Here is a 25,456-nt window from a genome sequence, read left to right on the forward strand (position 1 = left end):
CATGCGCATTCTCGTACTGGGCCACAGCGGCTACCTGGGCGGCCATGTCGCCCGGGAGCTGCGCGCCCTGCCCGGCGTGCGGTTCTTCGGCGCGGGCCGGGGCCCGACGGCAGACCTCGCCGTGGACGTCGCCACCGTCGGCCCCGGCCCGCTCGCCGAACGGCTCTTCTCGTACGCCCCCGACGCCGTCATCAACTGCGCGGGGGCGGTGGGACCGCAGTCGATGGCGCTGGCCGAGGCCAACGTGCGGGGTCCGGCCGTGCTGTGCGCGGCGCTGCGCGAGGCCGCCCCGACCGCCCGGCTCGTCCACTTCGGCTCGGCCGCCGAGTACGGGCCGAGCGGGATCGGGGAGCACGTCACCGAGCAGTCCGCGGCCCGCCCGAGCACCCTGTACGGAGCCACCAAGCTGGCGGGCACCCTGGCCGTCACCTCCTCCGGCCTCGACGCGGTGGTCCTGCGGATCACCAACCCGGTCGGTCCCGGCGCGCCCGCCGCCGGGCTGCCGGGCCGCCTCGCCCGGCAACTGCGCGATCTGGGGCCCCGGTCCTCGGTGCGGCTCGGCGACCTCTCCGCGCACCGCGACTTCGTGGACGCGCGGGACGTCGCCCACGCCGCGGTCCTGGCGGCCACCGACGGCGGCCCGCTGCCCCCGGTGCTGAACATCGCGCGCGGACAGGCCGTCCCCGTAAGGGAGTTGGTGCACGAACTGGTCCGCGCCGCGGGGTTCAAGGGCCACATCGAGGAGAACGCCGAGGGCTCGGCGCGCTCGGCGGACGTGCCCTGGCAGTGCTCCGACCCGAGCGCGGCCCGCACCACCCTGGGCTGGTCTCCCCAGTACGCCCTCGCCGATTCGGTGTCGGCGCTGTGGGCGGCCGTGCGCGCCGAGCCGGACCGGGAACCGGTGCACTGATGCTGCTCGTTCCGCTCTACGTCCACCCCGCCGAGGACCCGGCGGCCTGGCGGCGGCTCGCCGATGCGGCGGCCGGCCTCTACGGGGTGGTGCTCAACGCAGCGGACGGGCCGGGCGCGGCCCCGGACCCGGCGTTCATCGAGCCGGTCGAGGTACTGCGCTCGGCCGGCGTCCGGGTGCTCGGCTATGTCGACCTGGACTACGGCGCCCGGCCGCTCGCCGACGTAGTGCGGGACGTCGAGCGGCATCGCGCCTGGTACGGGGCCGACGGCTGCTTCCTGGACCGGGCGCCCGCCGACCGGACCGGGCTGCCGTTCGTGCGGCAGGTCGCCCGGGCCGCGCGGCGGGCGGGCGCGGCCACCGTGGTGCTCAACCCGGGGGTGCATCCCGCCCCCGGGTATCTGCGGATCGCCGATCTCCTCGTCACCTTCGAAGGACACTGGGACACCTATGTGTCCGCCTTCACCCGCCCCGGCTGGGCCGACCGCCAGCCGCCGGAGCGCCTGTGCCACCTGGTGTACGGCGTGCCCGGGGCGCTCCTCGCGCTCGCCCTGCGAACGACCGGGGACCGCGGCGCGGGTGTGTGCTGCGTGGTCGAACGCGAGCTACCCAATCCGTGGGCGGCGCTGCCGCCCGTGCTTCCCGGAAAGACGCCATGAACCGCACCCTGGCCCGCACCCCGATGGCGCTGCTCTGCACCGCCGTCGCCCTGCTCCTGCTCGCCACCGCCTGTTCGTCCGACCCCTCGGACGACGACGCGGACGGCCCGGACACCCCGCGGCCGACGGCCACGCCCTCTCCTTCCCACTCCTCCACCACAACGCCCAAGCCGAGCGCGCCCGCCACTCCATCCCCCTCCCCGAGCGGTTCGGCCCCGGCGAAGCCGTGGCAGCCGAAGCCCGGCACCGCCTGGCAGTGGCAGCTCAACGGCCGGGTGCAGGACGGCCCCGATGTCCCGGTGTACGACATCGACGGCTTCGAGAACACCGCGGCCGACGTCGCCAAACTGCACGGCCAGGGCCGCAAGGCGATCTGCTACATCAACGCGGGCGCCTGGGAGAACTTCCGGCCCGACAAGGGGGACTTCCCGGCCGCGGTACTGGGCGAGAACAACGGCTGGGAGGGCGAGCGCTGGCTCGACATCCGGCAGATCGACGTGCTGCGTCCGCTGATGGAACGCCGCTTCGACATGTGCAAGCAGAAGGGCTTCGACGCGGTGGAGCCCGACCTGATGGACGGCTACGCCAACAAGACGGGCTTCCCGCTCACAGCCGCGGACCAGCTGGCGTACAACCGCATGCTCTCCGGGATCGCGCACGCGCGGGGTCTCGCGGTGGGGCTCAAGAACGATCTCCAGCAGATTCCCGAGCTGGTGCCGGACTTCGAGTTCGCGGTCAACGAGCAGTGCGCGCAATACGACGAGTGCGCCAAGCTCACGCCGTTCGTGAAGGCGGACAAGGCGGTGTTCCACGTCGAGTACGAGCTGCCCACCAAGGACTTCTGCGCCGAGTCCGACAAGCTCGGGCTCTCCTCGATGCGCAAGAACCTCAAGCTGGACGTCTGGCGCCAGCCCTGCTGAGCGGTCAGCCGAGGAGTACGGCGATCAGGGACAGGGACGCCATCGACAGGAGGGTCGAGAGCAGCACGGTGTCCCTGGGGAGCGACGTGTCGAGCCGGTATTCGGAGGCGAAGATGAAGGCGTTCTGCGCCGTGGGCAGTCCGGCGCAGAGCACCACCGCGAACAGCTCGTGCCCGCCGAGCCCGAAGGCCCACCTGCCCAACGCGTAGGCGAGCAGCGGCTGTACGGCGATCTTGAGGGCGACGAGCAGGCCGCGCTCGGCCCCCTCCCCCGGGTCGGCCGCGGCCCGTACGGTGAGCGACATGCCGAGCGCGAACAGGGCCGCGGGGACGGCGCCGCCGCCGAGGATGGTGAGCGGCGAGGTCACCTCGTCGGGCAGGTTCAGCCCGAGTGCGGCGACGGCCACGCCCGCAGCCGATGCCCCGACTACCGGGTTGCGTATGGGTAGTTGGAGCATCCGCAGCCAGCGCCTGCCCGCGTCCCGGCGTACGTCGAGTTCTATGAGCACCAGGATCAGCGGCGTGATGAACAGCATCTGGAACAGGGCCGCCGCCACGATGAACGACGTGTCGTGCAGGACGTGCACGGCGACCGGGATGCCGAGGTTCGCCGAGTTCACATAGGACGCGGCCATCGCGCCGATCGCCTGCTCGGCCTTCTTGCGCCTGAAGAGCCGCCTGCTCGCGACCAGCCCCGCGGCGAACACGGCGAGCAGGCTGAGGGCGAACACCACGACGCCGGGCTGCGCCAGCTCGCCGGGCCGTGACTTCGCCATCGTGAGGAACAGCAGCGAGGGCATGGCGAAGGTGAACGCGAAGCGACCGAGGACCTGTTGGGCCTGGTCGCCAAGAAGGTTGAACCGCCCGGCGGCCCAGCCGAACGCGGTGATGGTCCAGATGGGCAGGAAGCCGGAGAGAACCGAGTGCACGCGGGCAAGGATGCCCGACCGGTGTCCGATGCTCGCGGTCGGGGTCGCGGTATCCGAACGGCCGTCCGTGTCCGGCCCGTCACGTACGGCGCGCGTCGTCCTGCCGGGGTGGCCCGGCCAGTCGTCCGGTTGGTCGGTGACGCCGCCGACGCGGGGTGGGTGGCCCTCGCGCTCGTCGGTGGCCCCCCACCTTCGCCGTGCTCAAGGCCGCCGGAGCCGTCGGGCTGGCGCTCGGGCTCCTGGGAGTTCGGCTCCTCGGCATCGCCGCCGCGGTCGGTCTTGTGCAGTTCTTCCTCTGTGCCGTCATCAGACATGTACAGACCCGCGTGCACCACAACATGGCGTTTCCCGGGACGTTTCTGGCGTTGTCCGTGGCATCCCTCGCCCTCGCCCTGGCACGGTGAACGCCGACCCGCACGCCCTCGTCGGCAGGGCGAACGTCGCCGGATGCGGCACTAGAACGGATGGCCCGCCGGTTCGCGGCGCACCGTGGTCCAGCGCAGTTCGGTGAAGGCGTCCAGGTTGGCCGAGCCGCCGAACCGGGCGCCGGTTCCTGAGGCCGCGATGCCGCCGAAGGGCGCGACCGCCTCGTCGTTGACCGTCTGGTCGTTGATGTGGACGATCCCGGTCGGGATGCGGTCGGCGAGTTCCAGGCCGAGCGCGGTGTCCCGGGTGACGATGCCGAGCGAGAGACCGTACGGGCCGGCCGCCGCCAGGGCCACCGCCTCGTCCGGGGTGGCGAACGGGCGGACCGGCGCGACCGGGCCGAAGACCTCCTCGGCATAGGCGGGGGTGTGGTCGTCGACGTCGGCGAGCACGGTGGGGCGGTAGAAGAGGTCCCGATGGGTGCCGCCCGCGACGAGCCGGGCGCCGCGCGCGGTGCTGGACTCCACCAGGCCGTGGACCTTGGCGAGTTGGGCCCGGTCGATGACCGGGCCGAGGTGGACCTGCTCGCGGTACGGGTCGCCGACGGCCAGCGCGTCGGCCTTGGCGGCGAGCCGCTCGACGTACTCCTCGTACAACGAGGCGTGCACGAGGTGCCGGCCGGTGGTCATGCAGATCTGGCCCTGGTGGAAGAAGGACCCCCAGGTGGCCTGGGCGATCGCGCCCTCGATGTCCGCGTCGGCGAGCACGACAAGTGCCGAGTTGCCACCCAACTCCAGGTGGGCGCGCTTGAGTTGACGGCCCGCCGCCTCGCCGACCCGACGTCCGGCGGCGGTCGATCCGGTGAACGAGATGACGGGGATCCGCGCGTCGGCGACGAGTGCCTGACCGGTCTCGGCGCCGCCGGGCAGGATGTGCAGCAGCCCCCCGGGCAGTCCGGCCTCGGCGAACACCGCCCCGAGCGCGAGCCCGCCGCAGACGGCGGTACGCGGGTCGGGCTTGAGCAGCACCGCGTTGCCGAGCGCGAGGGCGGGGGCCACCGAGCGGATGGCGAGGATGAGCGGGGCGTTGAACGGGGCGATCACGCCGGTCACGCCGACCGGGACCCGCCGGGTGTACGAGAGCCGGGGCTGCTCGCTCGGCAGCACCTCGCCGAGCGGCCGGGAGGCGAGAGCGGCGGCCTCGTAGCACTCCTGCGCGGCGACGTGCAGCTCGAAGTCCGCCTTGCCGGACACCGATCCGGACTCGCGGACCAGCCATTCCCGCAGCTCGTCGGCGTGGTGCGCGAACAGGTCGCCCGCCCGGCGCAGGACGGCCGCACGCGCGAAGTGAGGGGTCCGCGCCCAGACGCCCTGCGCCGCCGCGGCGGCTTCGGCGGCCACCTCGACGTCCTCGCCTCCGGCGAGGGTGACGACACCGAGCGACTCCCCCGTGGCGGGCTCGACGACCTCGTACTCACCCCCGGCAAGCGTTCTGGGCTGCCACGTCTTGGGGTCGAGCAGGGTCATGAAGCCTTCTCCAGTCACTCTGTCGTCCGAGGGGAGTCGTAGGTGCCGCGCCGGGCACAACCGCCATCAACGGCCGTACAGGGAATGCCAGTTGAGCCGGGCGGGCATGCGGATGCATCCCGTACGGGACGCGGCCAGCCGGGTGCGCGAGCGGCCATCGTAAGGTGATTCACCGCTCAACGAAACCCGGAGCGGCCGCCTCGGGATTCTCAAATCCTTTGCGCACCAGGACTGTTAGCGCTGCAGCACGAGGGCCAGGCCCTGGCCCACTCCGATGCAGAGGGCCGCGAGGCCCGTGCCGGAGCCGGCGGCGGCCAGCTGGTGGGCGACGGCTCCGGCGAGCCGGGCGCCGGAGGCGCCGAGCGGGTGGCCGATGGCGATGGCGCCGCCGCGGGGGTTGACCACGGCGGGGTCGAGGCCGGGCCATTCGGCGAGGCAGCCGAGCGACTGGGCGGCGAACGCCTCGTTCAGCTCGAAGGTGGTGAGGTCGCCGAAGTCCCTGCCCGCCTTGGCGAGCGCCTTGTGGACGGCTTCGACCGGGCCGAGCCCGAAGAGCTGGGGCTCGATGCCGGTCACGGCGGAGCTGCGGATGCGGGCGAGCGGCTCACGGCCGGTGGCGCCCAGCCCCTCCTCGTCGACGAGGAGCAGGGCCGCGGCGCCGTCGTTGAGCGGCGAGGCGTTGCCCGCGGTCACCGAACCGTCCGTGCGGAAGGCGGGCTTGAGCCGGGCGAGCGCCTCCAGGGTGGAGGACTCCCGGATGCATTCGTCGCGGACCAGATCGACACCGTCGTACGGGACGACTTCGCCGTCGTACAGCCCCTTGGCCCATGCCTCGGCGGCCTTGCGGTGGCTGTCGAGGGCGAAGGCGTCCTGCTGTTCGCGGGTGATGCCGTGCTTGTCGGCGATGAGTTCGGCGCCCTCGCCGAGGGCGACCGTCCACTCGGCGGGCATCTTCGGGTTGGTCATGCGCCAGCCGAGGGTGGTCGAGTACATCTGCTGGTGGCCGGCGGGGAAGGCGCGCTCGGGCTTCTGGACGACCCAGGGGGCGCGGGACATCGACTCGACGCCGCCCGCGACGGCGATCGAGGCGTCGCCGACGGCGATGGCGCGGGCCGCCTGGATCACGGCTTCGAGGCCGGAGCCGCAGAGGCGGTTGACAGTGACGCCCGGAACCGAGACGGGCAGCCCGGCGAGCAGCACTGCCATGCGGGCCACGTCGCGGTTGTCCTCCCCCGCGCCGTTGGCGTCGCCGAAGTACACGTCGTCGATGCGGGCCGGGTCGAGCTCCGGGGTGCGCTCCACCAGCGACCTGACCACGTGCGCGGCGAGGTCGTCGGGCCGCACCGGGGCGAGCGCACCCCCGAACTTGCCGATCGGGGTGCGGACGGCGTCGACGATGTACACGTCGCGGATGCTCATCGGGTCTCTCCCACGGATCTCCTCACCGGTTCGGGGCCGCCACGGCGGCCTGTTCGCCCAGTGAAGTGATGTTCATGAATGGCTGCGCCCGAGTCTCTGCCCACCGCAGTCCGCTGTCAACGGGCCCCGGCCACAACGCGATCACCGTCACGGCCGGGCCGGGACCTCCCTGAGCACCACGCCGAGCCCGATGTCCAGTTCGGACCCGTCGACGAGCACCGCCTCGACAGCTCGGGTGGCGGAGTCGATCTCGGCCTCGATGCCGTGCCCGGCGTACCGCGGATAGCCCGAGACCCCCCACTCACCGGTTGCCTCGACGACGGCGGACCGCACGGCGCTGTCCACCACCGAGGCATCGCCCCGGTCCTCGACGTGCTCGGGAACGAGCAGGATCTCGAAACGCTGGGGGTGGCGACTGGCGCGCTGCGGTTGGTTGCTCATGCTCCGACGCTAAACACCCGGGGGCCCGACCGCACGCCGCCGCGTCCCGCGCACCTCGCAAGTCCCAGCCGACACGATCAAGTCACCTGGAGACGGCTAAGTCGTCACAACCCGACCACATCGGTCGCGGCTGGTCGGCACTGCGCCCACACTGCGACCCTCAACCATGCACCATCTGGGGGGCACCATGCGTCGCACCATCGCCCATGCCATCAGCTCAGGCGTGCTTCTCCTCCTCGCGGGCACCGCCTGCACAAGTGGAAACACGGTCACCACCAAGCCCAACGACAGCAAACCCTCGGCGACCGGGTCGTCCCGGGCCGCACAGTCCACAGCGGGCCGCCCGAAGACCGCCGCTGTCGGCGACACCATCACCCTCAAGGGAACAAGCAAGGGCGCGCAACTCGACGTCACGGTCAAGCGGTGGCTCGACCCGGCCGTGAGCGCCAATGGGTTCTTGGCTCCGAAGGACGGGAATCGGTGGGTGGCGGCGCAGTTCGAGCTAGTCAACACCGGCTCGGCCGCCTATGAGGACAGCCCATCGAACGGGTCGCAGGTCGCCGACACCTCTGGTCAGCGGTTCCACACGACGTTCGGTGAGATCACCGCCGGGCCGCTGATGCCCGCGGCCGCCAAGGTTGCGCCCGGCGACAAGGCCCTCGGCTGGATCCTGTTCGAGGTGCCGAAGACGTCGAAGATCGCCACCGTGCAGTTCACCATGGACAGCGGGTTCGCCGACCAGACGGGCCAGTGGTCCGTGAAGTAGCCCCGCCTCGGGCGCCCCGGCTGGCAAGGCCGAGGCGTCCACTCAGCTCGACTCGCGCGGCAGCGCCCTGGCCCCCATCAGGTCGTGCCGCTCCGGGGTGCCGTCCGGGTCGCGCACCACGCGGTCGACCAGCTCGGCCAGGTGGCGGCCGGTCACCATCTCCACGTGGACCGTGCTCAGGCGGGGGCGCAGCAGTCGGCCGAGCAGGAGGTCGTCCGCGCCGATCACCGCGGTCTCACCGGGGACATCGATGTCAGCGTCCTGGAGGGCGCTCATCAGGAGCATCGCGTACTCGTCGTTGTAGGCGAACACCGCGTCGAGGCCCAACTCGCGCCAGCGGCCCGCCAGTTCGGCCGCCGACTCCTCCGTGTACGCCATCGTCACCGGCTCGATCACCGCGTCGGTGCCGTGCGCGGCCTTGCGGGCGCCGGCCAGGCGGGGCTTGGAGAAGAGTTCGAGGCCGAGCTCCTCGGGGATCAGCACGCCAATGCGGCGGCGGCCCCGCTCACGGAGGTGGGCCACCGCGCTCTCGCCGATCTCGCGCTGGTCCATCACGAGCGCGTGGGCGCCCTCGACGCGCTGCGGGCCGAGCGTTATGACCGCCCGGGCCCCGGAGCGCTTGAGGAGTTGGACGCCCTGCGGGGTGAGTTCGATCTCGCCGAGCGAGACCACGGCGACCGGCCGCAGTTCGGCCCACGCGCGGGCCGCCTCGTCCGCGCCGAGCCCGAGGCTGCCGTACTGGACGACCGTGTAGTCCAGCCGGCGCAGCTCCCACTGGAGCTCGTTGAAGAACCGGCTGTAGAGCGGGCCGACCGGGATGTGGGCCGTGGGCAGCAGCACGATCCGGGTGTGGCCGGCGCGCAGGCTGCGGGCCGCGGCGTGCGGGACATAGCCCAGCTCCTCGGCGGCGGCGCGGACGCGGACCCGGGTGGGTTCGCTGATCCGCACAGCCGAGGTGTTGTTGAGTACGTAGCTCACGGTCGCCCGCGAGACCCCGGCCAGGCGGGCCACATCGGCGCTGGTCGGGACGGGACGGTCGGCAGGCTGCTTGGGTGTCTGGCTCATCGCGATCGGCATCTTTCCAGACGCATCCCGCTCGGGGTCTAGCGGATGGCCTGAATTCGATGCTACACAGTGCTTACACGAGCAATTGACACGTGTCACCAAACCCATCAGATGGCCTCGCCCCTTGCGGTCACCGGTGTCACGCAGGCGACCTTCCAGCACGGGACCCCTCAATTCCGGCCGGTCAGGACGCCACCCCGCGCCGCTCGTGCACCCCTCATCCGCCTCCTCACTCCTCGGAGGGCAGCGTGGCCCTTTCCTCCCCCGGCACCGGCATCCCGGTGGCCGTCACCGCCCCGGCTCCCCGGCCCGCACGCGGGCTGCTTCCGCTGCTCCTGCTCGGCAACACCGCCATGTACGCCCTCTACATCGGCGTGCCCGGCGTGCTGCTCGCGCTCCAGATCGAGCACATCGACGCGGCGCACAAGGTCGCCGACTTCGGTCTCGTCTCGGGTGTCTCGGCGATCTTCGCGACCGTGTTCAACCCGGTGGCGGGCGCGCTCTCCGACCGCTCGGGGCGCCGCAATCCCTGGATCCTCGGCGGCGGCCTGCTCGCGCTGCCGGTGATGTTCCTGCTCGGCACGGTCCACACGATCCTGCTGGTCACCATCGTGTGGTGTCTGGGCCAGGCCGTCCTCAACGTCTACCAGGCCGCCCTCACCTCGGTCGTCCCCGACCGGGTGCCGATGGCCGCGCGCGGCAAGGCGTCGGCCGCGGTCGGGCTCGGGCTGCCGTTCGGCTCGACCATCGGCGCGCTGCTCGGCGCGGCCTTCTCCGACCACTACCGCACCGGCTACCTGCTCTTCGGCGCGCTCGTCGCGGCCGCCGCGGTGATCTTCACCGCCGGTACGCGCGAGGAGCGGCGGCCCGCCAGGACACCGCTGCCCGTCGCACGACAGCTCGCCGCGTTCACCGAAGCGCTGCGCGACCACGACTTCCGTTGGGCGTTCATCGGCCGCGCGCTGCTCGTGCTCGGCTACTTCGCGGTGGCTGGATATCAGCTGTACATCCTCCAGGACCACACCCAGCTGCCCGCCGGGTTGGAGCCCGAGCAGGCCGTGGCGATCCTGATGCCCGTCAACGCGCTCGCCATGGTCGTCTCGACGGTGCTCGGGGGCTGGCTGTCCGACCGGCACGACCGCCGCAAGCTGTTCGTCGGCGCGTCGGCCGCGCTGTCCGCGGCAGCCCTCGTCATCCCGGCCGTTTCGCCGGGCTGGCCCGCCATGATCGCGTTCTCGGTCGTCAACGGCCTCGGCTTCGGCTGCTACATGGCGGTCGACACCGCGCTGGTCACCCTGGTCCTGCCGAAGGCCGAGGACGCCGCCCGCGACATGGGCGTCCTGAACGTCGCCAACGCGGGCCCGCAGATCGTCGCCCCCTTCGCGGCCTCGCTGATCGTCACGGTCAGCGGCGGCTACACCGCACTCTTCCTGGCCGGAGCGGCGCTCTCGGTCCTGGGCGCGCTCGCGGTGCGCCCGATCAGGTCCGTGCGCTGAGAGACGTACGGGTCCGGGGTCGGCGCACACCTGACGGTCGCGCCGGTCCGGGATCCGTATCCGTACGGTTTCGGGGCGGGCCCGCGCCTGACCGCCGCCCGCCCCGGCCCCGTACACCGACCGCCCGACAGCAACCACCCGCACCGAAAGGCACCACCGTGCAGCTCAACACCCGCACCTGGGGAGAGGGCGACCGCGTCGCGCTCCTGATCCACGGAATCATGGCGGACCACCGCACCTGGCGGAAGGTCGGTCCCGCGCTCGCCGAGCGGGGCTACCGCGCCATCGCGGTGGACCTGCGCGGCCACGGAGCGAGCGGGCGCGGCGAGTACACCGCCGAGCTCTTCGCCGACGACCTCGTCGAAACCCTCCCGGCCGGCGCCGAGTTGGCGATCGGCCACTCCCTCGGCGGGCTCTCCCTGTCGCTCGCCGCCGAGCGGCTGCGGCCGGCCCGGGCGGTCTACTCGGACCCCGCCTGGCACGTCAACTCCCCTCAGAAGACGGCCAGTCCGGAAGTCTTCGCCCTGTTCAAGACGGCGACCCGGGCCACGGTCGCGGGGCTCAACCCGCGCTGGGAGGCCGAGGACGTCGACATCGAACTGGAGACACTGAGGGTCTGGGACGAGAACACCGCGCTCGGCCTCGCCCCGATGTTCGGCACGGACCAGGCCCCCGCGAGGGCCGTCGTCCCCTCGCTCGTCCAGTTCGCCGATGCGAGCTTCCTGTACGACGCGGGCGAGGCGGCCCGCCTCGAAGCCCGCGGTTTCGAGGTCCGTACGGTCAAGGGCGCCGGGCACACCATCCACCGCGACGACTTCGAGGGGTTCATGGCGTCGCTGGACGGGTGGATCTGACGATTCGTCAAACACGCCGGGCGGCAGGGCATCCCCACGGCCCTGCCGCCCGGCGCCGGGTCGTCACTCGGGCAGGTCGTCGACCTTGGCGACGACGATGCCGAACAGGTCCGTGATCGCGGTGAGCGCGGCGGTCTGGAGGGCGGCCGCGGGCAGCACCGTGCCGTCGGGGGCGGCGAGGGCCACGTCCTCGCCCTGGTCCTCGGCCACCAGCGCCAGCGCGAGGTCCAGGCAGGCGCTGATCTCCGCACCAGCAAGGTGTCAACCCGCGCGCCGACCTCGTCGAAGGACCAGTGGCTGCAATGACGATTCCCTGTCACATCCGGACACGGGACTGGACCATCCGCTCGCCGGAGCCCCGTCGCCGCATGGCCTCTCGGGTTACGCTCCCCCGATGAGCGAGGACATGGTGGGGCTGCTCGGGCGGGTGACCGGAACGATCGGGCCCGGGCTCGTGGGCGAGGTCATCGTCAGGATCCGGGGCGGGGCCGAGCACTTCCTGGCCCACCCCGCGCCGGGCACCGGCCGGATCGAGACGGGGACGGTCGTGACGGTGGTGGAATACCTGCCCCCACGCACGGTGTACGTGATGGCCGCATACGACAACTGAGCGCTCCCACGCTCAAGTTGACCTGCGCTTTCACCAGTGCGTATCAAGATTGCGACAAGGAATCGTCAGCGTCTTCACGCCACCCGCGGCCGGGAGCAAACTCCCTCCATCAGTGCCGAGCGGCACTGCATGAAGGGGGCGCATGCCGATGGTCATCGGCGTCGCGGCGGGACTGGTTCTCGCCGCCATCATCGTTCTGGTCGGCCTGTTCAAGCTGATGTGGCGGGTGGCCGAACCGAACGAAGCACTCGTCATCTCCGGTTCGAAGCACCGGACCGAGGGGCTCGGCGAGGGCATGGGGTTCCGGATCGTCACGGGTCGCGGAACCCTCGTACTGCCTGGTGTGCAGGCGGTCAGGAAGCTGTCGCTCGATCTCAACGAGACCGAGCTTTCGGTGGACTGTGTGACGCAGCAGGGCATTCCGCTGAAGGTGCGGGGCGTGGTCATCTTCAAGGTGGGCGACGACTTCGTGTCGATCGCCAACGCGGCCCGCCGCTTCCTCGACCAGCAGCGCATGATGGCGGAGCGGGTGCACAACGTCTTCGCCGGTCATCTCCGTTCCATCGTGGGTGGGTTGACGGTCGAGGACATGATCCGGGACCGGGAGAAGCTCACCGGGCAGACCCGGGCCGCGTGCGGTACAGAGATGGAGAAGCTCGGCCTGATCGTCGACTCGTTGCAGATCCACGAGATCGAGGACCCGACCGGGTACATCAAGAACCTGGCGATGCCGCACGCGGCCGCGGTGCAGCGCGACGCGCGGATCGCTCAGGCCGAGGCGAACCTGCGGGCCACCGAGGCCGAGCAGGCCGCGTTCGCGCGGATGTCGGAGGCGACCCGGGACAGCGAGATCCTCCAGGCCGGCTATCAGGCCGAGCGGGACAAGGCCGCGGCGAGCTCACGGCAGGCGGGCCCGCTCGCGGACGCCGCCGCCCGACAGGAGGTCGTGGTCCAGGAGACCCGGGTCGCCGAGCTGGAGGCGCAGCGCCGTGAGCAGCAGCTCCAGGCGGATGTGCGCAAGCCGGCCGATGCCCAGGCGTACGAGAAGCGGACGCTGGCCGAGGCCGAGCGTGACGCCCGCATCTCGGCCGCGCAGGCCAAGGCGAAGGAGACCGAGCTCGCGGCGGCGGCCGAGGCGACCCGGGTCAAGACGGCCGCGGCCGCCGAGGCCCAGGCCACCGAGGCGCGCGGGCTCGCGGCCGCGAAGGCGACCCGGGCGACGGGCGAGGCCGAGGCGTCGGCGACGCAGGCCAAGGGCCTCGCGCAGGCAGAGTCAGCGAAGGCCCAGGGCCTCGCGGAGGCCGAGGCCATCAAGGCACGCGCGGCGGCCCTCGCGGAGAACCAGGAGGCCGTCGTCGCCCAGCAGCTCGCCGAGAACTGGCCGCAGATCGTGGAGGCGGGCGCTTCCGCCTTCGGCAATGTGGAGCACATGGTGCTGCTCAACGGCGCCGAGGGCATGTCGGAGATGTTCGCGAAGGCCCTGACGATGGGCGGCACGGGTCTGGGACTGGCGCGGCAGCTCCTCGCGTCGATGAACCAGAACGGCGATTCCCCCAACGGGCATGCTCCGGGCGCGAGTTCACCCCCCTCCAAGTCGATACCGATCACGGAGGAGGTCCGGCTGGGCGACAAGTAGCGTACGGATACCCGACGTTTGTCACCGTGCGCAGCCATAGTCTCAAGTGACCTGGGCGATAGGTGAGTTGGCCCCCGTCCGGCATTCGGACGGGGGCCTTTCCGTGGAAGCGGCTCAGGCGGCGGGCAGTGTCTGCGCCGAAGTCTCGTCGAGGTACTCCTCGCGGATCTCGCGCGGCCCGAACGGCCAGACCTTCTCGAAGCGTGCCCACAGGACGAAGGCGACGCAGCCGAGCGCCAGCCAGGCCAACGACCATTCGATGGGGTGGCGGCCGGGCGAGTTCTTGTCGGCGTAGCCGTAGATGGTGAGCCAGCCGACCAGGGCGATCAGGCTCGGCAGCGGGTAGAGCCACATCCGGTAGGGGCGGCGGAGCCCCGGCTGCCGCTTGCGCAGCACGGTCACGGCGAGGATCTGGGCGAGCGCCTGGACGATGACCATCACCGTGGTGAGGAACTGGATGAGGGTGGTCAGATCGGTGTGGCGGCCGATCATGAAGCCGACGGCGGTGATGACGCCCATGGTGACCAGGCCCAGCATCGGGAAGCGGTGCTTGGGGTGCAGCTTGGCGTACGGCCGGAAGAACACCTTGTCGCGGGCGGCGTCGTACGGGACCCGGGAGCCGCCGAGCAGGCCGGTGAAGACGGAGGCGAACGCGGTGACCAGGATGAGGACGGTGACGACGTCGGCGGCGCCCTTGCCCCAGGTCTTCTCCAGGACCGCGGAGGCGACCGAGGTGGAGGCGATGTCGTTCGGGTCCAGCATCCGCTGCCAGTCGATGACGCCGAGGGTGCCGATCTGGAGCAGCAGGTAGATCGCCATGATGCCGAGGACGGAGTAGATGATGGAGCGCGGCAGGGTACGCCCGGGGTCCTTGATCTCGGCGCCCATGTAGGCGGTGGTGTTGTAGCCGAGGTAGTCGTAGATGCCGATGGTGAGACCCGCGGCGAATCCGAGCCAGAAGTGACTGCTCGTCAACTCGAAGGCGCCGGAGGGATAGTTGAAGGCGAGGTGCGGACTGAAGTCGGTGACGGCGGCGGTGATCACCAGGGCCACCGAGGCGATCATCACGACCCACATCACCGCGGTGATCCTGGCGATGTGCTCGATGCCGCGCCAGAGCAGCAGGACCACGAGGACGATGATGCCGAGCCCGATCAGGTCACCGGAGGTCTTGCCGAGGTCCGGGGCGAGGTAGCCGAGGTACTGGACGAATCCGACGACGCCGGTGGACATGATGAGCGGGATGAAGAGCATGGCCGTCCACACGAAGAGGAACGGCATCAGCCGGCCCGTGCGGTACTGGAAGGCCTGGCGCAGATAGACGTAGCTGCCGCCGGATCCGGGCAGCGATGCGCCGAGCTCGGCCCAGATGAGGCCGTCGGCCAGGGCGAGTATCGCGCCCGCGACGAAGCCGATGACGGCCTGCGGCCCGCCGAACGCGGCGACCATCAGCGGGATGGTCACGAAGGGGCCGATCCCGCACATCTGGCTCATGTTGATGGCGGTGGCCTGGAAGAGTCCGATCCGGCGGACGAAACCGCCGGCCGGCGGAGGGGTTCCGGACACTGGGGTCCTCCCTGGGCTGATGACGAGAAGAGGAAGCTTTGCCGCCGATTCACCAGTGCAGGGATTCGCCTCGGCGTTGGGCGTGCTTAAGTTAAGGACCTTTACTTTCACCGTCAAGGGGTCGTCAGTGAACAGCTCGGACCGATGCGTGAGAATGATGCGATGACCAGCAGCGACGAGGGTGGCGACCTGCCCTGGAACCCGCAGCGGCAGCGCAGTTCCAATGAGCGGCTGCTGCTCGACCGGCTGCGCGCCGGGGGCCCCGCGTCCCGGGCCCAGCTCGCGCGGGACACCGGCCTGTCCAAGCCCACCGTGTCCAGCGCGCTCGCCTCGCTCGAACTGGCGGGCCTGGTCCGCGAGGCGGGCACCATCACCCCCGAGCGGGGCCGGGCCGCCGTGCTCTACGCACCCGACCCGACGGCGGGTTACGCCCTCGGCGTCGACATCGGCCGGGCCTGGCTGCGGATCGCCCTGGCCGATCTCGACGGCAAGGTGGTCGCCCGCTCCGAGGTCCGCAACCACGCCCGCACCTCGGCCACGATGGCCGACCTGGTCGTCACCAGCGCGCACCAACTCGTCGAGGGCTCGGGCGTGGACGCGGACAAGGTCGCCCAGGCCGTGGTCGGCACCCCCGGCGTGTACGACGCCGAGAAGCGGCGCGTCCGCTATGCCCAGCACCTGCCGGGCTGGGGCAGGCCGGGCCTCTTCGATCAGATGCGGGAGCGGCTCGGCATACCGCTCGCGGTCCACAACGACGCGAATCTGGCGGCGCTCGGCGAGTACACCTTCGGCGTCGGCGCGGGCAGCAGGCTCTTCGTGTACGTCATGATCGGCACCGGCCTCGGCATGGGCGTGGTCAGCGAGGGCCAGCTCTTCACCGGCGCGCACGGCGGCGCGGGCGAGATCGGCTTCCTGCCGTGGCCCGGCCGCCAGAAGCCGGACACCCTGGAGGACGCGGTCTCCGGCGACGCGGTCGTCGCGGCCGCGCGCTCGCTCGGCATGGCGGGCCCGCTCACCGCGAAGGACGTCTTCGACGCGGCGCGGGCCGGAACTTCCCCCGCGGTCAAGGCGGTTCAGCTGGAGGGCGAACGGATCGCGCACACCGTCGCGGTGGTCGCGGCAGTCCTCGACCCCGACCTCGTGGTGCTCGGCGGCGGCGTCGGCCACAGCGCCGATCTGCTCCTGCGGCCAGTACGGGAGACGCTGCGTGCGCTCACCCCGCTGCGGCCGAAGGTGGCGCGGAGTTCGCTCGGAGAGGACGCGGTGCTGCTCGGCGCGGTGGCGACCGCGCTCGGCACGGCACGGGACGTGGCCTTCGAGCGGCGCTCGGCGCACTGAGGACACCGCGTCACCGCTCAGGCCTGCGATTGACATGCCCCTCTCACCCCCTCTAGCTTGCTGGTACGAGTTAGTAAGGCTTCTTTACTTGGGTTCCTTCACTTGGGCGGTTCTCCTTCGTCGAGTTCGTCGAGCCGCTCCCGAACCCGAGCCGTTCTCGACTTGAGCTGTTCTCCAGCCGAGTCGCCCTAGCGATGCGCGGATGTTCCGACCAGCCCCCTGGGAGACCACCGTGTTCCACCGCCCTGCCTCCGTGCGCCGAAGGACCGCCGCTGTCGCGGCACTCGGCCTGGTCCTCGCCCTCACCGCCGGCACCTCGTCGGCGACGCCCAGCACGCCTCCTGCCAACGGCCGGGCGCCCGTCGTCGCCTCGACGCCGGGCAGCACGACCGCCCTCGCCGGATACGCGATCCAGTCGACGGCCAAGGTCACCGACTCCCCGGCCGCCGTATCGAGCCCCGGCTATCCCACCACCGGCTGGGTCGCGGCCGCCCCGCGCTCCACGGTCCTGGCCGCACTGCTCGCGGCAGGCAAGTACGCGGACCCCTTCTACTCGACCAACCAGCAGAAGATCCCGAAGTCCGACTTCACGGTCCCCTGGTGGTACCGCTCGGACTTCACCGTCGCCGACACGGCATCGCGCACCTACCTCGACTTCAGCGGGGTGATCTCCGCCGCCGACGTGTACGTGAACGGCAAGCAGGTCGCCGACAAGGGTGCGGTCACCGGCGCGTACACCCAACACGAGCTGGACGTAAGTGAGTTGGTGAGGACGGGCACGAACACGGTGGCCTTCCGGATCCAGCCCAACGACCCGAAGAAGAACGTCACGATGGGCTGGATCGACTGGCTGCAGCCGCCGCCCGACGAGAACATGGGCATCGTCCGCGATGTGGTCGTCAGACGCGGAGGCCGGGTCGCGCTGCGCGACGCACACGTGGTGACGTCCCTCGCGGTGCCGTCCCTGTCGTCCGCCGACCTGACCGTGAAGGCACAGGCCCGCAACGACTCGGCGGCCCGGGTCACCGCGACCGTGTCCGGCACGATCGGCCGGATCACGTTCAGCCAGGACGTCACGCTCAAGGCCCACGAGACGAAAACGGTCACCTTCACCCCGGCCGGCTTTCCCCAACTCCGCCTGACATCACCGCAGGTGTGGTGGCCGGCGGGCATGGGGGCGCAACCGCTGTACGACCTGAACCTGACGGCCTCGGTCGCCGGGAGCGCGTCCGATACGGCTCGCGAGTCGTTCGGCATCCGCGATGTGAAGGCCCCGCTGAACGCCGATGGCGCGCGCCAGTACTCGGTCAACGGACGCCCGCTGCTGATCAAGGGCGGCGGCTGGTCCCCGGACGAGTATCTGCGCTGGGACCGCACCTATGTGGAGGACCGGCTGAAGTACGCACTCGACCTGGGGCTCAACACGATCCGCCTGGAAGGGCACATCGAGCCGGACGAGTTCTTCGACCTTGCCGACCGCTACGGCATTCTGACCCTGCCCGGCTGGGAGTGCTGCGACAAGTGGGAGGGCCAGGTCAACGGCGGCGAATCCGGCGACAAGTGGACCGCCTCCGACTATCCGGTGGCGAAGGCGTCCATGGCGGCGGAGGCCGCCCGCCTGCGCGACCACCCGAGCGTGATCTCGTTCCTGATCGGCAGCGACTTCGCCCCCGACAAGACGATCGAGAAGAACTACGTGGACGCCCTGAAGGCGGCCGACTGGCCGACCCCGGTGGTGGCCGCCGCGTCCGACAACTCCGCCCCGATAACGGGGAGTTCTGGCATGAAGATGACGGGCCCGTACGACTGGGTGCCGCCGGACTACTGGTACAACAAGCAGGAGGGCGGGGCCACCGGGTTCAACTCCGAGACCAGCGCGGGCCCCGACATCCCTACCCTCGACACCCTGCGCCGCATGCTGTCACCGGCGGAGCTCGACACCCTGTGGAAGTCCCCGTCGGCGAAGCAGTACCACCGCTCCCCCTCCTCCACCTTCGCGACGCTGAAGCTGTACGACGACGCCCTGGCCGGCCGTTACGGCACCCCGACCGGCCTCGCCGACTACGTACGCAAGGCGCAGCTGGCGCAGTACGAGAACGTGCGGGCCCAGTTCGAGGCGTACGGCCGCAACGCGAAGGACGCCACGAAGCCGGCGACCGGGGTCGTGTACTGGATGTTCAACAGCGGATGGACGTCCCTGCACTGGCAGTTGATGGACCGTTACCTTGATCAGGGCGGCGCCTACTTCGGTGCGAAGAAGGCGAACGAACCGCTGCACATCCAGTACTCGTACGGCAACCGCGCGGTGTCGGTCGTGAACAGTCGCCGGGACGCGGCCTCCGGGCTCACCGCCCGCGTCTCGCTCTTCGACCCGGACGGCACCCGCGCGTACGACCGCACGGTGACGGGTGTGGACGTCGGCGGCAACGGCGCGAGCACCACCGCGCTGACCGTCCCGGCGTCGGTGGGCGGCCTGTCGACCACGTACCTGGCCAAGCTGGTGCTGAGCGACGGTTCGGGCAAGGAGGTGAGCCGCAATGTGTACTGGCTCTCCACCAAGCCCGACGTCCTCGACTACGCCCACACGGACTGGTTCCACACCCCGACCACGGCGTACGCAGACCTGAAGGGCCTGGCCGCGATGCCGAGGGCGACGGTGTCCGCGAGCGGGACGACGAAGGTGGACGCGGACGGCACGTCGACGACAACGGTGACCGTACGGAACACGGGCCCGGGGAGGACCCCGGCGCTCCTCACGGACGTACACCTGGTGAACGCCGACGGGGCCCCGGTCCTCCCCGTGCAGTGGTCGGACAACCAGGTGAGCCTGTGGCCCGGGGAGTCGACGACCGTGACGGCGACGTACCGCACGGCGGACCTGCACGGCTCGGCGCCGATGCTGCGCGTATCGGGGTGGAACACGGCGACGGCTACGGTGCCGGGGAACTGACGCGCACCCTGCGGGAGCTGTGCGCGGGGCTCGACATGACCCGCCAGTCGGTGAGCAAGCACCTGGCCGTACTGCAAGGCGCCGGCCGTGACGGCAGCGGGCCGTCAGCGATGCCCGTGGGCGTTGAGCCGGGCGGCCTGGCGCGTCAGGTGGTCGCGTTCGGCGAGGTTGGCCGCCTTGCGGGCCGCCTCGGCGTAGAGCCGCGCCGCCGTCGCCAGGTCGCCGTCGCGCTCGTGGAGGTACGCCGCCACCGCGATGTGGCGGGGCAGCGAGTCGTCAAGGGTGGCGAGCACCGCGAGGCCGGCCCGCGGCCCGTCGGCCTCACCGACGGCCACCGCACGGTTGAGCCGGACGACCGGGCTGTCGGTCAGCCGCACGAGCTCGTCGTACCACTCGACGATCTGCACCCAGTCGGTCTCCGCGGCGGTCTGCGCGTCGGCGTGCAGCGCGGCGATGGCGGCCTGCGCCTGGAACTCGCCCAATTGGTCGCGGGCGAGGGCCGCCTGCAGGATCGCGACGCCCTCGGCGATCGCTCCGGTGTCCCACCTGCCGCGGTCCTGCTCCGCGAGCGGCACCAGGCTGCCGTCGGGCCCGGTCCGCGAAGCACGCCGGGCGTGGTGGAGCAGCATGAGGGCGAGCAGCCCGGCCACTTCGGGGTGGTCGATGACGGCGGCGAGCTGCCGGGTGAGCCGGACCGCCTCGGCGGCGAGGTCGACGTCGCCGGAGTAGCCCTCGTTGAAGACCAGGTAGAGGACGCGCAGCACGGTGGCGACATCCCCTGGCTGGTCGAACCGTATGCCGGAGACGGTGCGCTTGGCCCGGCTGATGCGCTGCGCCATGGTCGCCTCGGGCACCAGGTAGGCTCGGGCGATCTGACGGGTGGTCAGCCCACCGACGGCGCGCAGCGTGAGCGCCACCGCGGACGACGGCGTCAGCGACGGGTGGGCGCACAGGAAGTACAGCCGGAGCGTGTCGTCCGCCGAGGGCACGGGCCCTGGCGCCGGTTCCTCGTCGGCCCGGTCCTCACGGCGGCGCCGGGCGGTGTCGGCCCGGGTCGCGTCCAGGAAACGGCGCCAGGCCACCGTGACCAGCCAGCCCTTCGCATCCCGCGGAGGGTCGGCCGGCCACGCGCGGACCGCCTCCACCAGCGCGTCCTGCACGGCGTCCTCGGCCGCCGCGAAGTCGGCTCCGCGGCGGACGAGGACGGTGAGCACGCTCGGCGTGAGGCTGCGCAGCAGTGCCTCGTTCACCGGGGAAGTCACTCCGTGATCGTGGGCGGCGCGGCCAGGAACGGGCGCACCTCCAGCCACTCGTGGATCGGCTTCCCGCCCGCGCCCGGAGCAGCGGACAGCTCCCCGGCCAGCTCGACGGCCCGCTCGTAGGAGTCGACGTCGATCACCATCCAGCCGGCGATCAGGTCCTTGGTCTCGGCGAACGGCCCGTCGGTGACCGGCGGCCGCCCCTCGCCGTCGTACCGGACCCACGCCCCCTCGGGAGCGAGCGCCTGCCCGTCGACGAACTCCCCGGTCTTCTCCAGCCGGTCCGCGAAGTCCTGCATGTACTGCATGTGCGCCGAGATCTCCTGCGGAGTCCACTGGTCCATGGGCACGCAGTTGACCGCGGATGGGGCGCCACGGTAGTGCTTGAGCAGCAAGTACTTGGCCATGATGTTCTCCTCGGTACTGATGCGACCCATTGTGGTCGCGCTCACTACGGGGACGGAGCAGATCCCGGGTTCTCGACATGGCCGCCACATCTTTTTTCTGGCTCTTCCGCCGGCTGATGCCTGCCGGAGCGTCTCCCACTCGGTCCGGGTGAGCTCGTACTCAAGGTCCGGGCCTTCGTCCAGCCGGGGTTCCCGGTGCGGGCGAACGCGACCCAGGCGCCGTGTACCTGGGCTGCGAGTCCTGGCGGGGCGGGGTCGGGGCCGAGCAGGCCGGTGTTCCCGTGCAGCCGGGGTTCGTCGGCCGTGTCGAACACGAAGGGCAGTTCAACGGTGTGGGCGGCGCCGAGTCGCCCGCCCAGGGCCGTCGAGCGGTACCCGAACGAGTAGAGGTGGGTGCGGCCGCCCGAGATCCGTGCGTGGGCCTGCGCCATGCGCGTCGTGCCGGCTTGGAACAAGGCCTGTCCGAGTACGGCGGAGTGGAGTTCGCCCGGTGTCGCGTTCGGCCGCGCCGCGCGCAGAGCGGCGAGTACGGTCCCCGGGTCTGCCTGGACGCGGGTGGCGGCGGCAAGCAGGTCGGCTTCCGTCGTGGACTCCAGGTGGCCCTTCGGTACGAGGTAGAGGTGCCCTTCTTCGGTGTTGGTGCCGATGAGCAGGTCGACGTTGCCGGCCGGGCCTTCGGCGAGGCTGTCGGCGGGCTGGACCGGCAGGACCAGGCTGAAGGGGCTGAGCCCGGCCAGCGGGTCCCTGGCCGTGCGGGTGTCGAGGTCGAGGCCGGCCAGTGCGGGCAGGGTCGCCAGGAAGCGCTCGTCCGGGATCGGGGCGAACGCCTCGGCGGTCGGTTCGACGCCCAGTGCGGCGGCTGCCGCGGCGGCGACCCGTTGCGCTTGTTCGGGGGTGAACGCGCCGGTTCCGTTGCCGCTTTGGATGATCGCTCGCCGGAACAGTCCGGTGGCCCGCGGTGTAGCGAGCAGCGCGCCGATGAGCGTGGCGCCTGCGGACTGGCCGAAGATCGTGACGTTGTCGGGGTCGCCGCCGAACGCCGCGATCGTGTCCTGTACCCAGCGGAGGGCGGCGAGCACGTCGAGTAGTCCGCGGTTGGCCGGGGCGCCCGCCAGATCGAGGAAACCGGGGATGCCGAGGCGGTAGTTCACCGTCACGAGGACGACGCCGTCGCGGGTGAACGCGCTGCCCTCGTAGAGCGCGGCGCGGTTCGAGCCGGTGGCGAAGCCGCCGCCGTGCACGAAAACCATGACGGGGCGCCTGCCGTCGTCGGCGGCGGGCGTGTGGACGTCGACGGTGAGGTACTCCTCGCCGGGCACCCAGCCCGGTCCGAAGTAGGGGGTCATGTCGAGTGGGCCGAAGTCGCGGGTCGGCTGGGGAGCGGTGGGCGAGGGCTGCGCGGCGTCGCGGACGCCGGACCAGCCCGGGTGCGGTGCGGGTGGGGCGAAACGGCCGGCCCCGGTCGGTGCCGCCGCGTAGGGCAGGGCGCGGTAGCGTTCGCCGGATCCGCCACGGATGCCGCGCACGGCGCCCGCCGGGGTTGTGACGACTGGATCTGTTTGCTGCGGCACGGGACACGTTTCCTCTCTGGAGGGAGACCTCAGGAGAGGCGGGAGTAGCCCGCCCACTCCTTGATCGCGAACTTCGACCCGCTGCGGACGACCTCTGCGGCGCCTTGGCCGCCGAAGTGCGCCGGGAAGACGAGTGCGTTGTCGTCGGCGGCGCGGCCGAGCAGCTTGTGCCGGGTGGCGCGGGCTTCCACCGGGTCTTCGCAGAAGCAGGAGTTGGTCTCCGGCTCTGCGACTTGTAGCGGCGTGTGCACCAGGTCCCCGACGAACAGGGCCTGATCGCCGCCGGATTCCAGGGTGAGTACGGACGAGCCGGGGGTGTGCCCGGGAGCGAGGTCCAGCCGCAGGTTCTTGTCGATCCGGTACGTCGTCTCCCACAGGTGGGTGAGTCCCTGCTGATGGACCGGCGAGACGCTGTCCTCGAAGACGTTCTGGTTCCCGCGGCCCAGTACGGTCGTGTTCTCGTTGGCCGGGTCCCAGAAGTCGAAGTCCCGCCGGGTCATCAGGTACGTGGCGTTCGGGAAGGTCGGCACCCAAGTCCGGCCGTCGAGGCGGGTGTTCCAGCCGACGTGATCGATGTGCAGATGGGTGTTGACCACGATGTCGACCTCCTCGGGCCGCACCCCGGCGGCGGCGAGGTGGTCGAGGTAGACCGTGTCCAGGCGGCTCCACACCGGCGCGTAGGGCCGGTCCTTGTGGTTGCCCACGCCGGTGTCGACGAGAATGGTGCGTCCCTCACTGCGCAGCAGCCAGGACTGGATCGCCGACTGGCACTCGTCCGTCCGGGGGTTCCAGAAGTCGGGCGCCAGCCATGCGCGGTGCTCGTCCCACGCGTCGTCGGGGCTGTCCGGGAAGAACTGGCCCGGGGACATCCGCGCCGAGCCGTAGAACTCTTTGATGCGGGTGACCGTGACGTCTCCGAGAGTGATCTGCTCCGGGTTCTGATCCATGTGGTCCGTCCTCAAGCGGGGTATGTCGCCGAATGAGACCGAGCCTGGACAAGGGAACGGGTCCGCACCACTCCCGCCTTGTCCTACCCCTCGCAGGGTGTGGCTGAGTGCGGGCCGCGCACCGAATACTGGGGCGATGAACGGACCCGGCCCGCTCGGCACCTTCCTCCAAGCCCGACGGGCACGACTGCGCCCCGAGGACGTCGGCCTGCACGACTTCGGACCGCGCAGACGGGTGGCCGGGCTCCGGCGCGAGGAACTGGCCCAACTGGCGGGCGTCAGCGTCTCGTACTACGCCCGACTGGAACAGGGCCAGTCCCGCGGCGCCTCGGCCGAGGTGCTCGACGCGATCGCCCGCGCTCTCCTGCTCGACCACCACGAGCGCGAGCACCTCGACCGGCTCGCCGACGCAACCCGCCACGCACCCCGGTCCCGCCGCCCGCGCCCCGAGAAGCTCACCGACGAAACACGCGACCTCCTCCGCGCCGTCAACGGCGTCCCGGCGATCGTGCTCGGCCGCCGTACGGACGTACTGGCCTGGAACACCCTCGGACACGCCCTCCTGGCCGGCCACCTGGACTTCCACGGCCCCAACGACCCGGCGCGACGCCCGAACATGAGCCGAATACTGTTCCTGGACCCGCACTGTCGAGAGCTGTACGCACACTGGGAGCCCAAGGCCCGCGCGGTGGTGGGCAACCTGCGCATCGCCGTCGGCAGGCACCCGGACGACCCGCTGCTCTCGGAGCTGATCGGTGAACTGACCGTGAAGAGCCCGGAGTTCGTCGCGCTGTGGGCGGACCACCGCGTGACGCCCTGCGACGCCGCCTCCTACGAGCTGCACCACCCCGTCGTCGGCACGCTGACGGTGACACAGCAGACACTGTCCATCGCCCGCTCACCGGACCAGGCACTCATCGTGTGCACCACTCCCGCCGGTTCCTCTTCCGAAGAGGCCCTCGCGCTGCTCCGGCAGGTGACCGGCCGCCGGGCGCCGTCAATCACCCATCGGCGGCAAGGCGGTTCAGCCACTCCTTCAGCAGATGCTGCTCGGCGCTGCTGAGGTTCGTCCGGTCGGTCAGCGCGGCGCGCAGCGCGCGGGCCGCGCCGGCCGGGCCCGGTTCCTGCACTGCGGGCTGCTGGTTGGTGACAGCGGTGACCATGGACTCCCGCAAGGTGGTCAACAGGGCCGGGTTGCGCCGGTCCTGGGGCAGGGACAGCCAGGTGAGCACCGCGCCGCGTGCCGTGGCGTTGATGATCTGCACCGCGAGTTCCTCGTCGACGCGGAGCCAGCCACCGGCGGCGAGGCGCCGGATGCGGCCCCTGAGGATCTCCATGCCGGCCTTGAAGGCGGCCGACGACGTCCTGTTGGGCTCGGTGTACATCAGCGTGAACAGTGCGGGGTTGGCCAGGCCGAATTCGATCGCGAAGTCCCAGCCCGCTCTCAGGTCGTCGATGGGGTCCTGGGGGTCGGGGTCGACGTGCTTGGTGGCGAGAAACGCGGCGAAGCCGTGCTCGGCCACCGCGTCGAGCAGGCCGTCCTTGTCGCCGAACAGCCGGTAGAGGGCCGGTGGCTGCAAGCCCGCCGCATCGGCGACCGCGCGGGTGGTGACCGCGTCGCGACCCCCGCGCGTCAGCAGGTCGATGGCGGCCTCGACGACGCGCTGCCGGGTCTGTTCCCGGCCAGGGGATGTGGTCTCGGCCTTGTCGGCGGTGTTGCCGCTCCGGCCGTGTGAAGGCGATGGCATGAATCAATGGTACCGCAGGATGATTTCCATCGTTATTATCAGTGCTACCTTGAACATGATTCCACTGGAACCAC

At 71.2% G+C, this 25,456-nt stretch carries 24 protein-coding genes; 12 read left to right on the forward strand and 12 right to left on the reverse strand.

Annotated elements, in window-relative coordinates:
- Window position 1 precedes the first annotated feature (1 nt).
- The 3 genes from ADK54_RS10740 to ADK54_RS10750 are packed head-to-tail and all read left to right on the forward strand — an operon-like array spanning window position 2 to window position 2,489.
- Window positions 2-910, forward strand: coding sequence for an NAD-dependent epimerase/dehydratase family protein (locus ADK54_RS10740; RefSeq protein ID WP_053725344.1), 909 nt, complete (start codon window positions 2-4; stop codon window positions 908-910).
- A complete protein-coding gene (locus ADK54_RS10745) occupies window positions 907-1,569 on the forward strand; it encodes a spherulation-specific family 4 protein (protein WP_053725405.1) in 663 nt (220 codons plus the stop codon). The genes ADK54_RS10740 and ADK54_RS10745 overlap by 4 nt, the downstream gene beginning before the upstream one ends.
- Window positions 1,566-2,489, forward strand: coding sequence for an endo alpha-1,4 polygalactosaminidase (locus ADK54_RS10750; RefSeq protein WP_078966277.1), 924 nt, complete (start codon window positions 1,566-1,568; stop codon window positions 2,487-2,489). Before ADK54_RS10745 ends, ADK54_RS10750 begins: the two co-directional genes overlap by 4 nt.
- A 4-nt stretch (window positions 2,490-2,493) precedes the next feature.
- Here ADK54_RS10750 and ADK54_RS10755 read toward each other — a convergent pair whose 3' ends face one another.
- On the reverse strand, window positions 2,494-3,417 hold the full coding sequence (locus ADK54_RS10755) for an AEC family transporter (protein ID WP_234392000.1): 924 nt from the start codon (window positions 3,415-3,417) through the stop codon (window positions 2,494-2,496).
- Between the two features lie 155 nt (window positions 3,418-3,572).
- On the opposite strand from ADK54_RS10755, the gene ADK54_RS10760 reads away from it, so the two are divergent.
- On the forward strand, window positions 3,573-3,821 hold the full coding sequence (locus tag ADK54_RS10760; RefSeq protein ID WP_078966278.1) for a DoxX family protein: 249 nt from the start codon (window positions 3,573-3,575) through the stop codon (window positions 3,819-3,821).
- A 51-nt stretch (window positions 3,822-3,872) separates the two neighbouring features.
- On the opposite strand, the gene ADK54_RS10765 is transcribed toward ADK54_RS10760, so the two are convergent.
- The 3 genes from ADK54_RS10765 to ADK54_RS10775 all read right to left on the reverse strand — a co-directional run bounded on the left by ADK54_RS10765 (window position 3,873) and on the right by ADK54_RS10775 (window position 7,169).
- On the reverse strand, window positions 3,873-5,309 hold the full coding sequence (locus ADK54_RS10765) for a benzaldehyde dehydrogenase (protein ID WP_053725347.1): 1,437 nt from the start codon (window positions 5,307-5,309) through the stop codon (window positions 3,873-3,875).
- A 234-nt stretch (window positions 5,310-5,543) separates the two neighbouring features.
- The gene (locus tag ADK54_RS10770; protein WP_053725348.1) at window positions 5,544-6,728 is read right to left on the reverse strand and encodes a thiolase family protein; all 1,185 of its coding nucleotides are present in this window, start codon (window positions 6,726-6,728) and stop codon (window positions 5,544-5,546) included.
- Between the two features lie 147 nt (window positions 6,729-6,875).
- Entirely contained in the window at window positions 6,876-7,169 is a 294-nt protein-coding gene (locus ADK54_RS10775) for a hypothetical protein (protein WP_053725349.1), read from the reverse strand.
- A gap of 187 nt (window positions 7,170-7,356) precedes the next feature.
- On the opposite strand from ADK54_RS10775, the gene ADK54_RS10780 reads away from it, so the two are divergent.
- Window positions 7,357-7,935, forward strand: a complete 579-nt coding sequence (locus ADK54_RS10780; RefSeq protein ID WP_053725350.1) for a DUF4352 domain-containing protein — start codon at window positions 7,357-7,359, stop codon at window positions 7,933-7,935.
- Window positions 7,936-7,977: 42 nt separating this feature from the next.
- Here ADK54_RS10780 and ADK54_RS10785 read toward each other — a convergent pair whose 3' ends face one another.
- Entirely contained in the window at window positions 7,978-9,000 is a 1,023-nt protein-coding gene (locus ADK54_RS10785; RefSeq protein ID WP_053725407.1) for a LacI family DNA-binding transcriptional regulator, read from the reverse strand.
- 248 nt (window positions 9,001-9,248) lie between these two features.
- On the opposite strand from ADK54_RS10785, the gene ADK54_RS10790 reads away from it, so the two are divergent.
- Together ADK54_RS10790 and ADK54_RS10795 are read left to right on the forward strand one after the other, a co-directional pair.
- Entirely contained in the window at window positions 9,249-10,496 is a 1,248-nt protein-coding gene (locus ADK54_RS10790; RefSeq protein WP_053725351.1) for an MFS transporter, read from the forward strand.
- A gap of 158 nt (window positions 10,497-10,654) precedes the next feature.
- Window positions 10,655-11,350: an alpha/beta fold hydrolase gene (locus ADK54_RS10795; protein ID WP_053725352.1), complete on the forward strand. Its 696-nt coding sequence runs from the start codon at window positions 10,655-10,657 to the stop codon at window positions 11,348-11,350.
- Between the two features lie 63 nt (window positions 11,351-11,413).
- Here the strand turns inward: ADK54_RS10795 and ADK54_RS43225 are convergent, their stop codons facing one another.
- Entirely contained in the window at window positions 11,414-11,560 is a 147-nt protein-coding gene (locus ADK54_RS43225; RefSeq protein ID WP_420717292.1) for a hypothetical protein, read from the reverse strand.
- 196 nt (window positions 11,561-11,756) lie between these two features.
- On the opposite strand from ADK54_RS43225, the gene ADK54_RS10800 reads away from it, so the two are divergent.
- Both ADK54_RS10800 and ADK54_RS10805 read left to right on the forward strand, forming a co-directional pair.
- A complete protein-coding gene (locus ADK54_RS10800; protein ID WP_053725353.1) occupies window positions 11,757-11,960 on the forward strand; it encodes a hypothetical protein in 204 nt (67 codons plus the stop codon).
- A gap of 142 nt (window positions 11,961-12,102) precedes the next feature.
- Complete coding sequence (locus tag ADK54_RS10805) at window positions 12,103-13,596, forward strand: flotillin family protein (protein ID WP_053725354.1); 1,494 nt, start codon at window positions 12,103-12,105, stop codon at window positions 13,594-13,596.
- A 114-nt stretch (window positions 13,597-13,710) separates the two neighbouring features.
- Here ADK54_RS10805 and ADK54_RS10810 read toward each other — a convergent pair whose 3' ends face one another.
- Window positions 13,711-15,162: an APC family permease gene (locus ADK54_RS10810; RefSeq protein WP_078966280.1), complete on the reverse strand. Its 1,452-nt coding sequence runs from the start codon at window positions 15,160-15,162 to the stop codon at window positions 13,711-13,713.
- 162 nt (window positions 15,163-15,324) lie between these two features.
- On the opposite strand from ADK54_RS10810, the gene ADK54_RS10815 reads away from it, so the two are divergent.
- Both ADK54_RS10815 and ADK54_RS10820 read left to right on the forward strand, forming a co-directional pair.
- Window positions 15,325-16,500 carry an ROK family transcriptional regulator gene (locus ADK54_RS10815; RefSeq protein ID WP_053725355.1) on the forward strand — a complete coding sequence of 392 codons (1,176 nt, stop codon included), beginning with the start codon at window positions 15,325-15,327 and terminating at the stop codon, window positions 16,498-16,500.
- A 202-nt stretch (window positions 16,501-16,702) separates the two neighbouring features.
- Window positions 16,703-19,450, forward strand: coding sequence for a glycoside hydrolase family 2 protein (locus ADK54_RS10820; protein ID WP_107090505.1), 2,748 nt, complete (start codon window positions 16,703-16,705; stop codon window positions 19,448-19,450).
- 104 nt (window positions 19,451-19,554) lie between these two features.
- On the opposite strand, the gene ADK54_RS10825 is transcribed toward ADK54_RS10820, so the two are convergent.
- Genes ADK54_RS10825 through ADK54_RS10840 form a run of 4 tightly spaced genes read right to left on the reverse strand, consistent with a single transcriptional unit; the run spans window position 19,555 to window position 23,634 of the window.
- Complete coding sequence (locus tag ADK54_RS10825) at window positions 19,555-20,700, reverse strand: RNA polymerase sigma factor (protein WP_053725356.1); 1,146 nt, start codon at window positions 20,698-20,700, stop codon at window positions 19,555-19,557.
- Window positions 20,701-20,708: 8 nt separating this feature from the next.
- Window positions 20,709-21,116, reverse strand: coding sequence for a YciI family protein (locus tag ADK54_RS10830; protein ID WP_053725410.1), 408 nt, complete (start codon window positions 21,114-21,116; stop codon window positions 20,709-20,711).
- A gap of 44 nt (window positions 21,117-21,160) precedes the next feature.
- Entirely contained in the window at window positions 21,161-22,687 is a 1,527-nt protein-coding gene (locus tag ADK54_RS10835; protein ID WP_078966281.1) for a carboxylesterase/lipase family protein, read from the reverse strand.
- Window positions 22,688-22,716: 29 nt separating this feature from the next.
- Entirely contained in the window at window positions 22,717-23,634 is a 918-nt protein-coding gene (locus ADK54_RS10840) for an MBL fold metallo-hydrolase (protein ID WP_053725357.1), read from the reverse strand.
- A 136-nt stretch (window positions 23,635-23,770) separates the two neighbouring features.
- Between ADK54_RS10840 and ADK54_RS10845 the strand changes: the two genes are divergently transcribed.
- Window positions 23,771-24,697 carry a helix-turn-helix domain-containing protein gene (locus ADK54_RS10845; RefSeq protein WP_078966282.1) on the forward strand — a complete coding sequence of 309 codons (927 nt, stop codon included), beginning with the start codon at window positions 23,771-23,773 and terminating at the stop codon, window positions 24,695-24,697.
- On the opposite strand, the gene ADK54_RS10850 is transcribed toward ADK54_RS10845, so the two are convergent.
- The gene (locus ADK54_RS10850; protein ID WP_053725358.1) at window positions 24,636-25,382 is read right to left on the reverse strand and encodes a TetR/AcrR family transcriptional regulator; all 747 of its coding nucleotides are present in this window, start codon (window positions 25,380-25,382) and stop codon (window positions 24,636-24,638) included. The genes ADK54_RS10845 and ADK54_RS10850 overlap by 62 nt on opposite strands.
- Window positions 25,383-25,456 lie beyond the last annotated feature (74 nt).

Origin of the sequence: Streptomyces sp. WM6378, from assembly GCF_001279695.1 — a bacterium.
Taxonomy (GTDB): domain Bacteria; phylum Actinomycetota; class Actinomycetes; order Streptomycetales; family Streptomycetaceae; genus Streptomyces.

Bases quoted from the DNA above. Each gene is read 5' to 3' on its own strand.
- ADK54_RS10815 (WP_053725355.1), top strand. From the start codon at position 15,325: ATGACCAGCAGCGACGAGGGTGGCGACCTGCCCTGGAACCCGCAGCGG.
- ADK54_RS10850 (WP_053725358.1), bottom strand. From the start codon at position 25,382: ATGCCATCGCCTTCACACGGCCGGAGCGGCAACACCGCCGACAAGGCC.
- ADK54_RS10780 (WP_053725350.1), top strand. From the start codon at position 7,357: ATGCGTCGCACCATCGCCCATGCCATCAGCTCAGGCGTGCTTCTCCTC.
- ADK54_RS10800 (WP_053725353.1), top strand. From the start codon at position 11,757: ATGGTGGGGCTGCTCGGGCGGGTGACCGGAACGATCGGGCCCGGGCTC.
- ADK54_RS10785 (WP_053725407.1), bottom strand. From the start codon at position 9,000: ATGAGCCAGACACCCAAGCAGCCTGCCGACCGTCCCGTCCCGACCAGC.
- ADK54_RS10840 (WP_053725357.1), bottom strand. From the start codon at position 23,634: ATGGATCAGAACCCGGAGCAGATCACTCTCGGAGACGTCACGGTCACC.
- ADK54_RS10830 (WP_053725410.1), bottom strand. From the start codon at position 21,116: ATGGCCAAGTACTTGCTGCTCAAGCACTACCGTGGCGCCCCATCCGCG.
- ADK54_RS10775 (WP_053725349.1), bottom strand. From the start codon at position 7,169: ATGAGCAACCAACCGCAGCGCGCCAGTCGCCACCCCCAGCGTTTCGAG.
- ADK54_RS10820 (WP_107090505.1), top strand. From the start codon at position 16,703: ATGTTCCGACCAGCCCCCTGGGAGACCACCGTGTTCCACCGCCCTGCC.
- ADK54_RS10770 (WP_053725348.1), bottom strand. From the start codon at position 6,728: ATGAGCATCCGCGACGTGTACATCGTCGACGCCGTCCGCACCCCGATC.
- ADK54_RS10805 (WP_053725354.1), top strand. From the start codon at position 12,103: ATGCCGATGGTCATCGGCGTCGCGGCGGGACTGGTTCTCGCCGCCATC.
- ADK54_RS10845 (WP_078966282.1), top strand. From the start codon at position 23,771: ATGAACGGACCCGGCCCGCTCGGCACCTTCCTCCAAGCCCGACGGGCA.
- ADK54_RS10750 (WP_078966277.1), top strand. From the start codon at position 1,566: ATGAACCGCACCCTGGCCCGCACCCCGATGGCGCTGCTCTGCACCGCC.
- ADK54_RS10740 (WP_053725344.1), top strand. From the start codon at position 2: ATGCGCATTCTCGTACTGGGCCACAGCGGCTACCTGGGCGGCCATGTC.
- ADK54_RS10765 (WP_053725347.1), bottom strand. From the start codon at position 5,309: ATGACCCTGCTCGACCCCAAGACGTGGCAGCCCAGAACGCTTGCCGGG.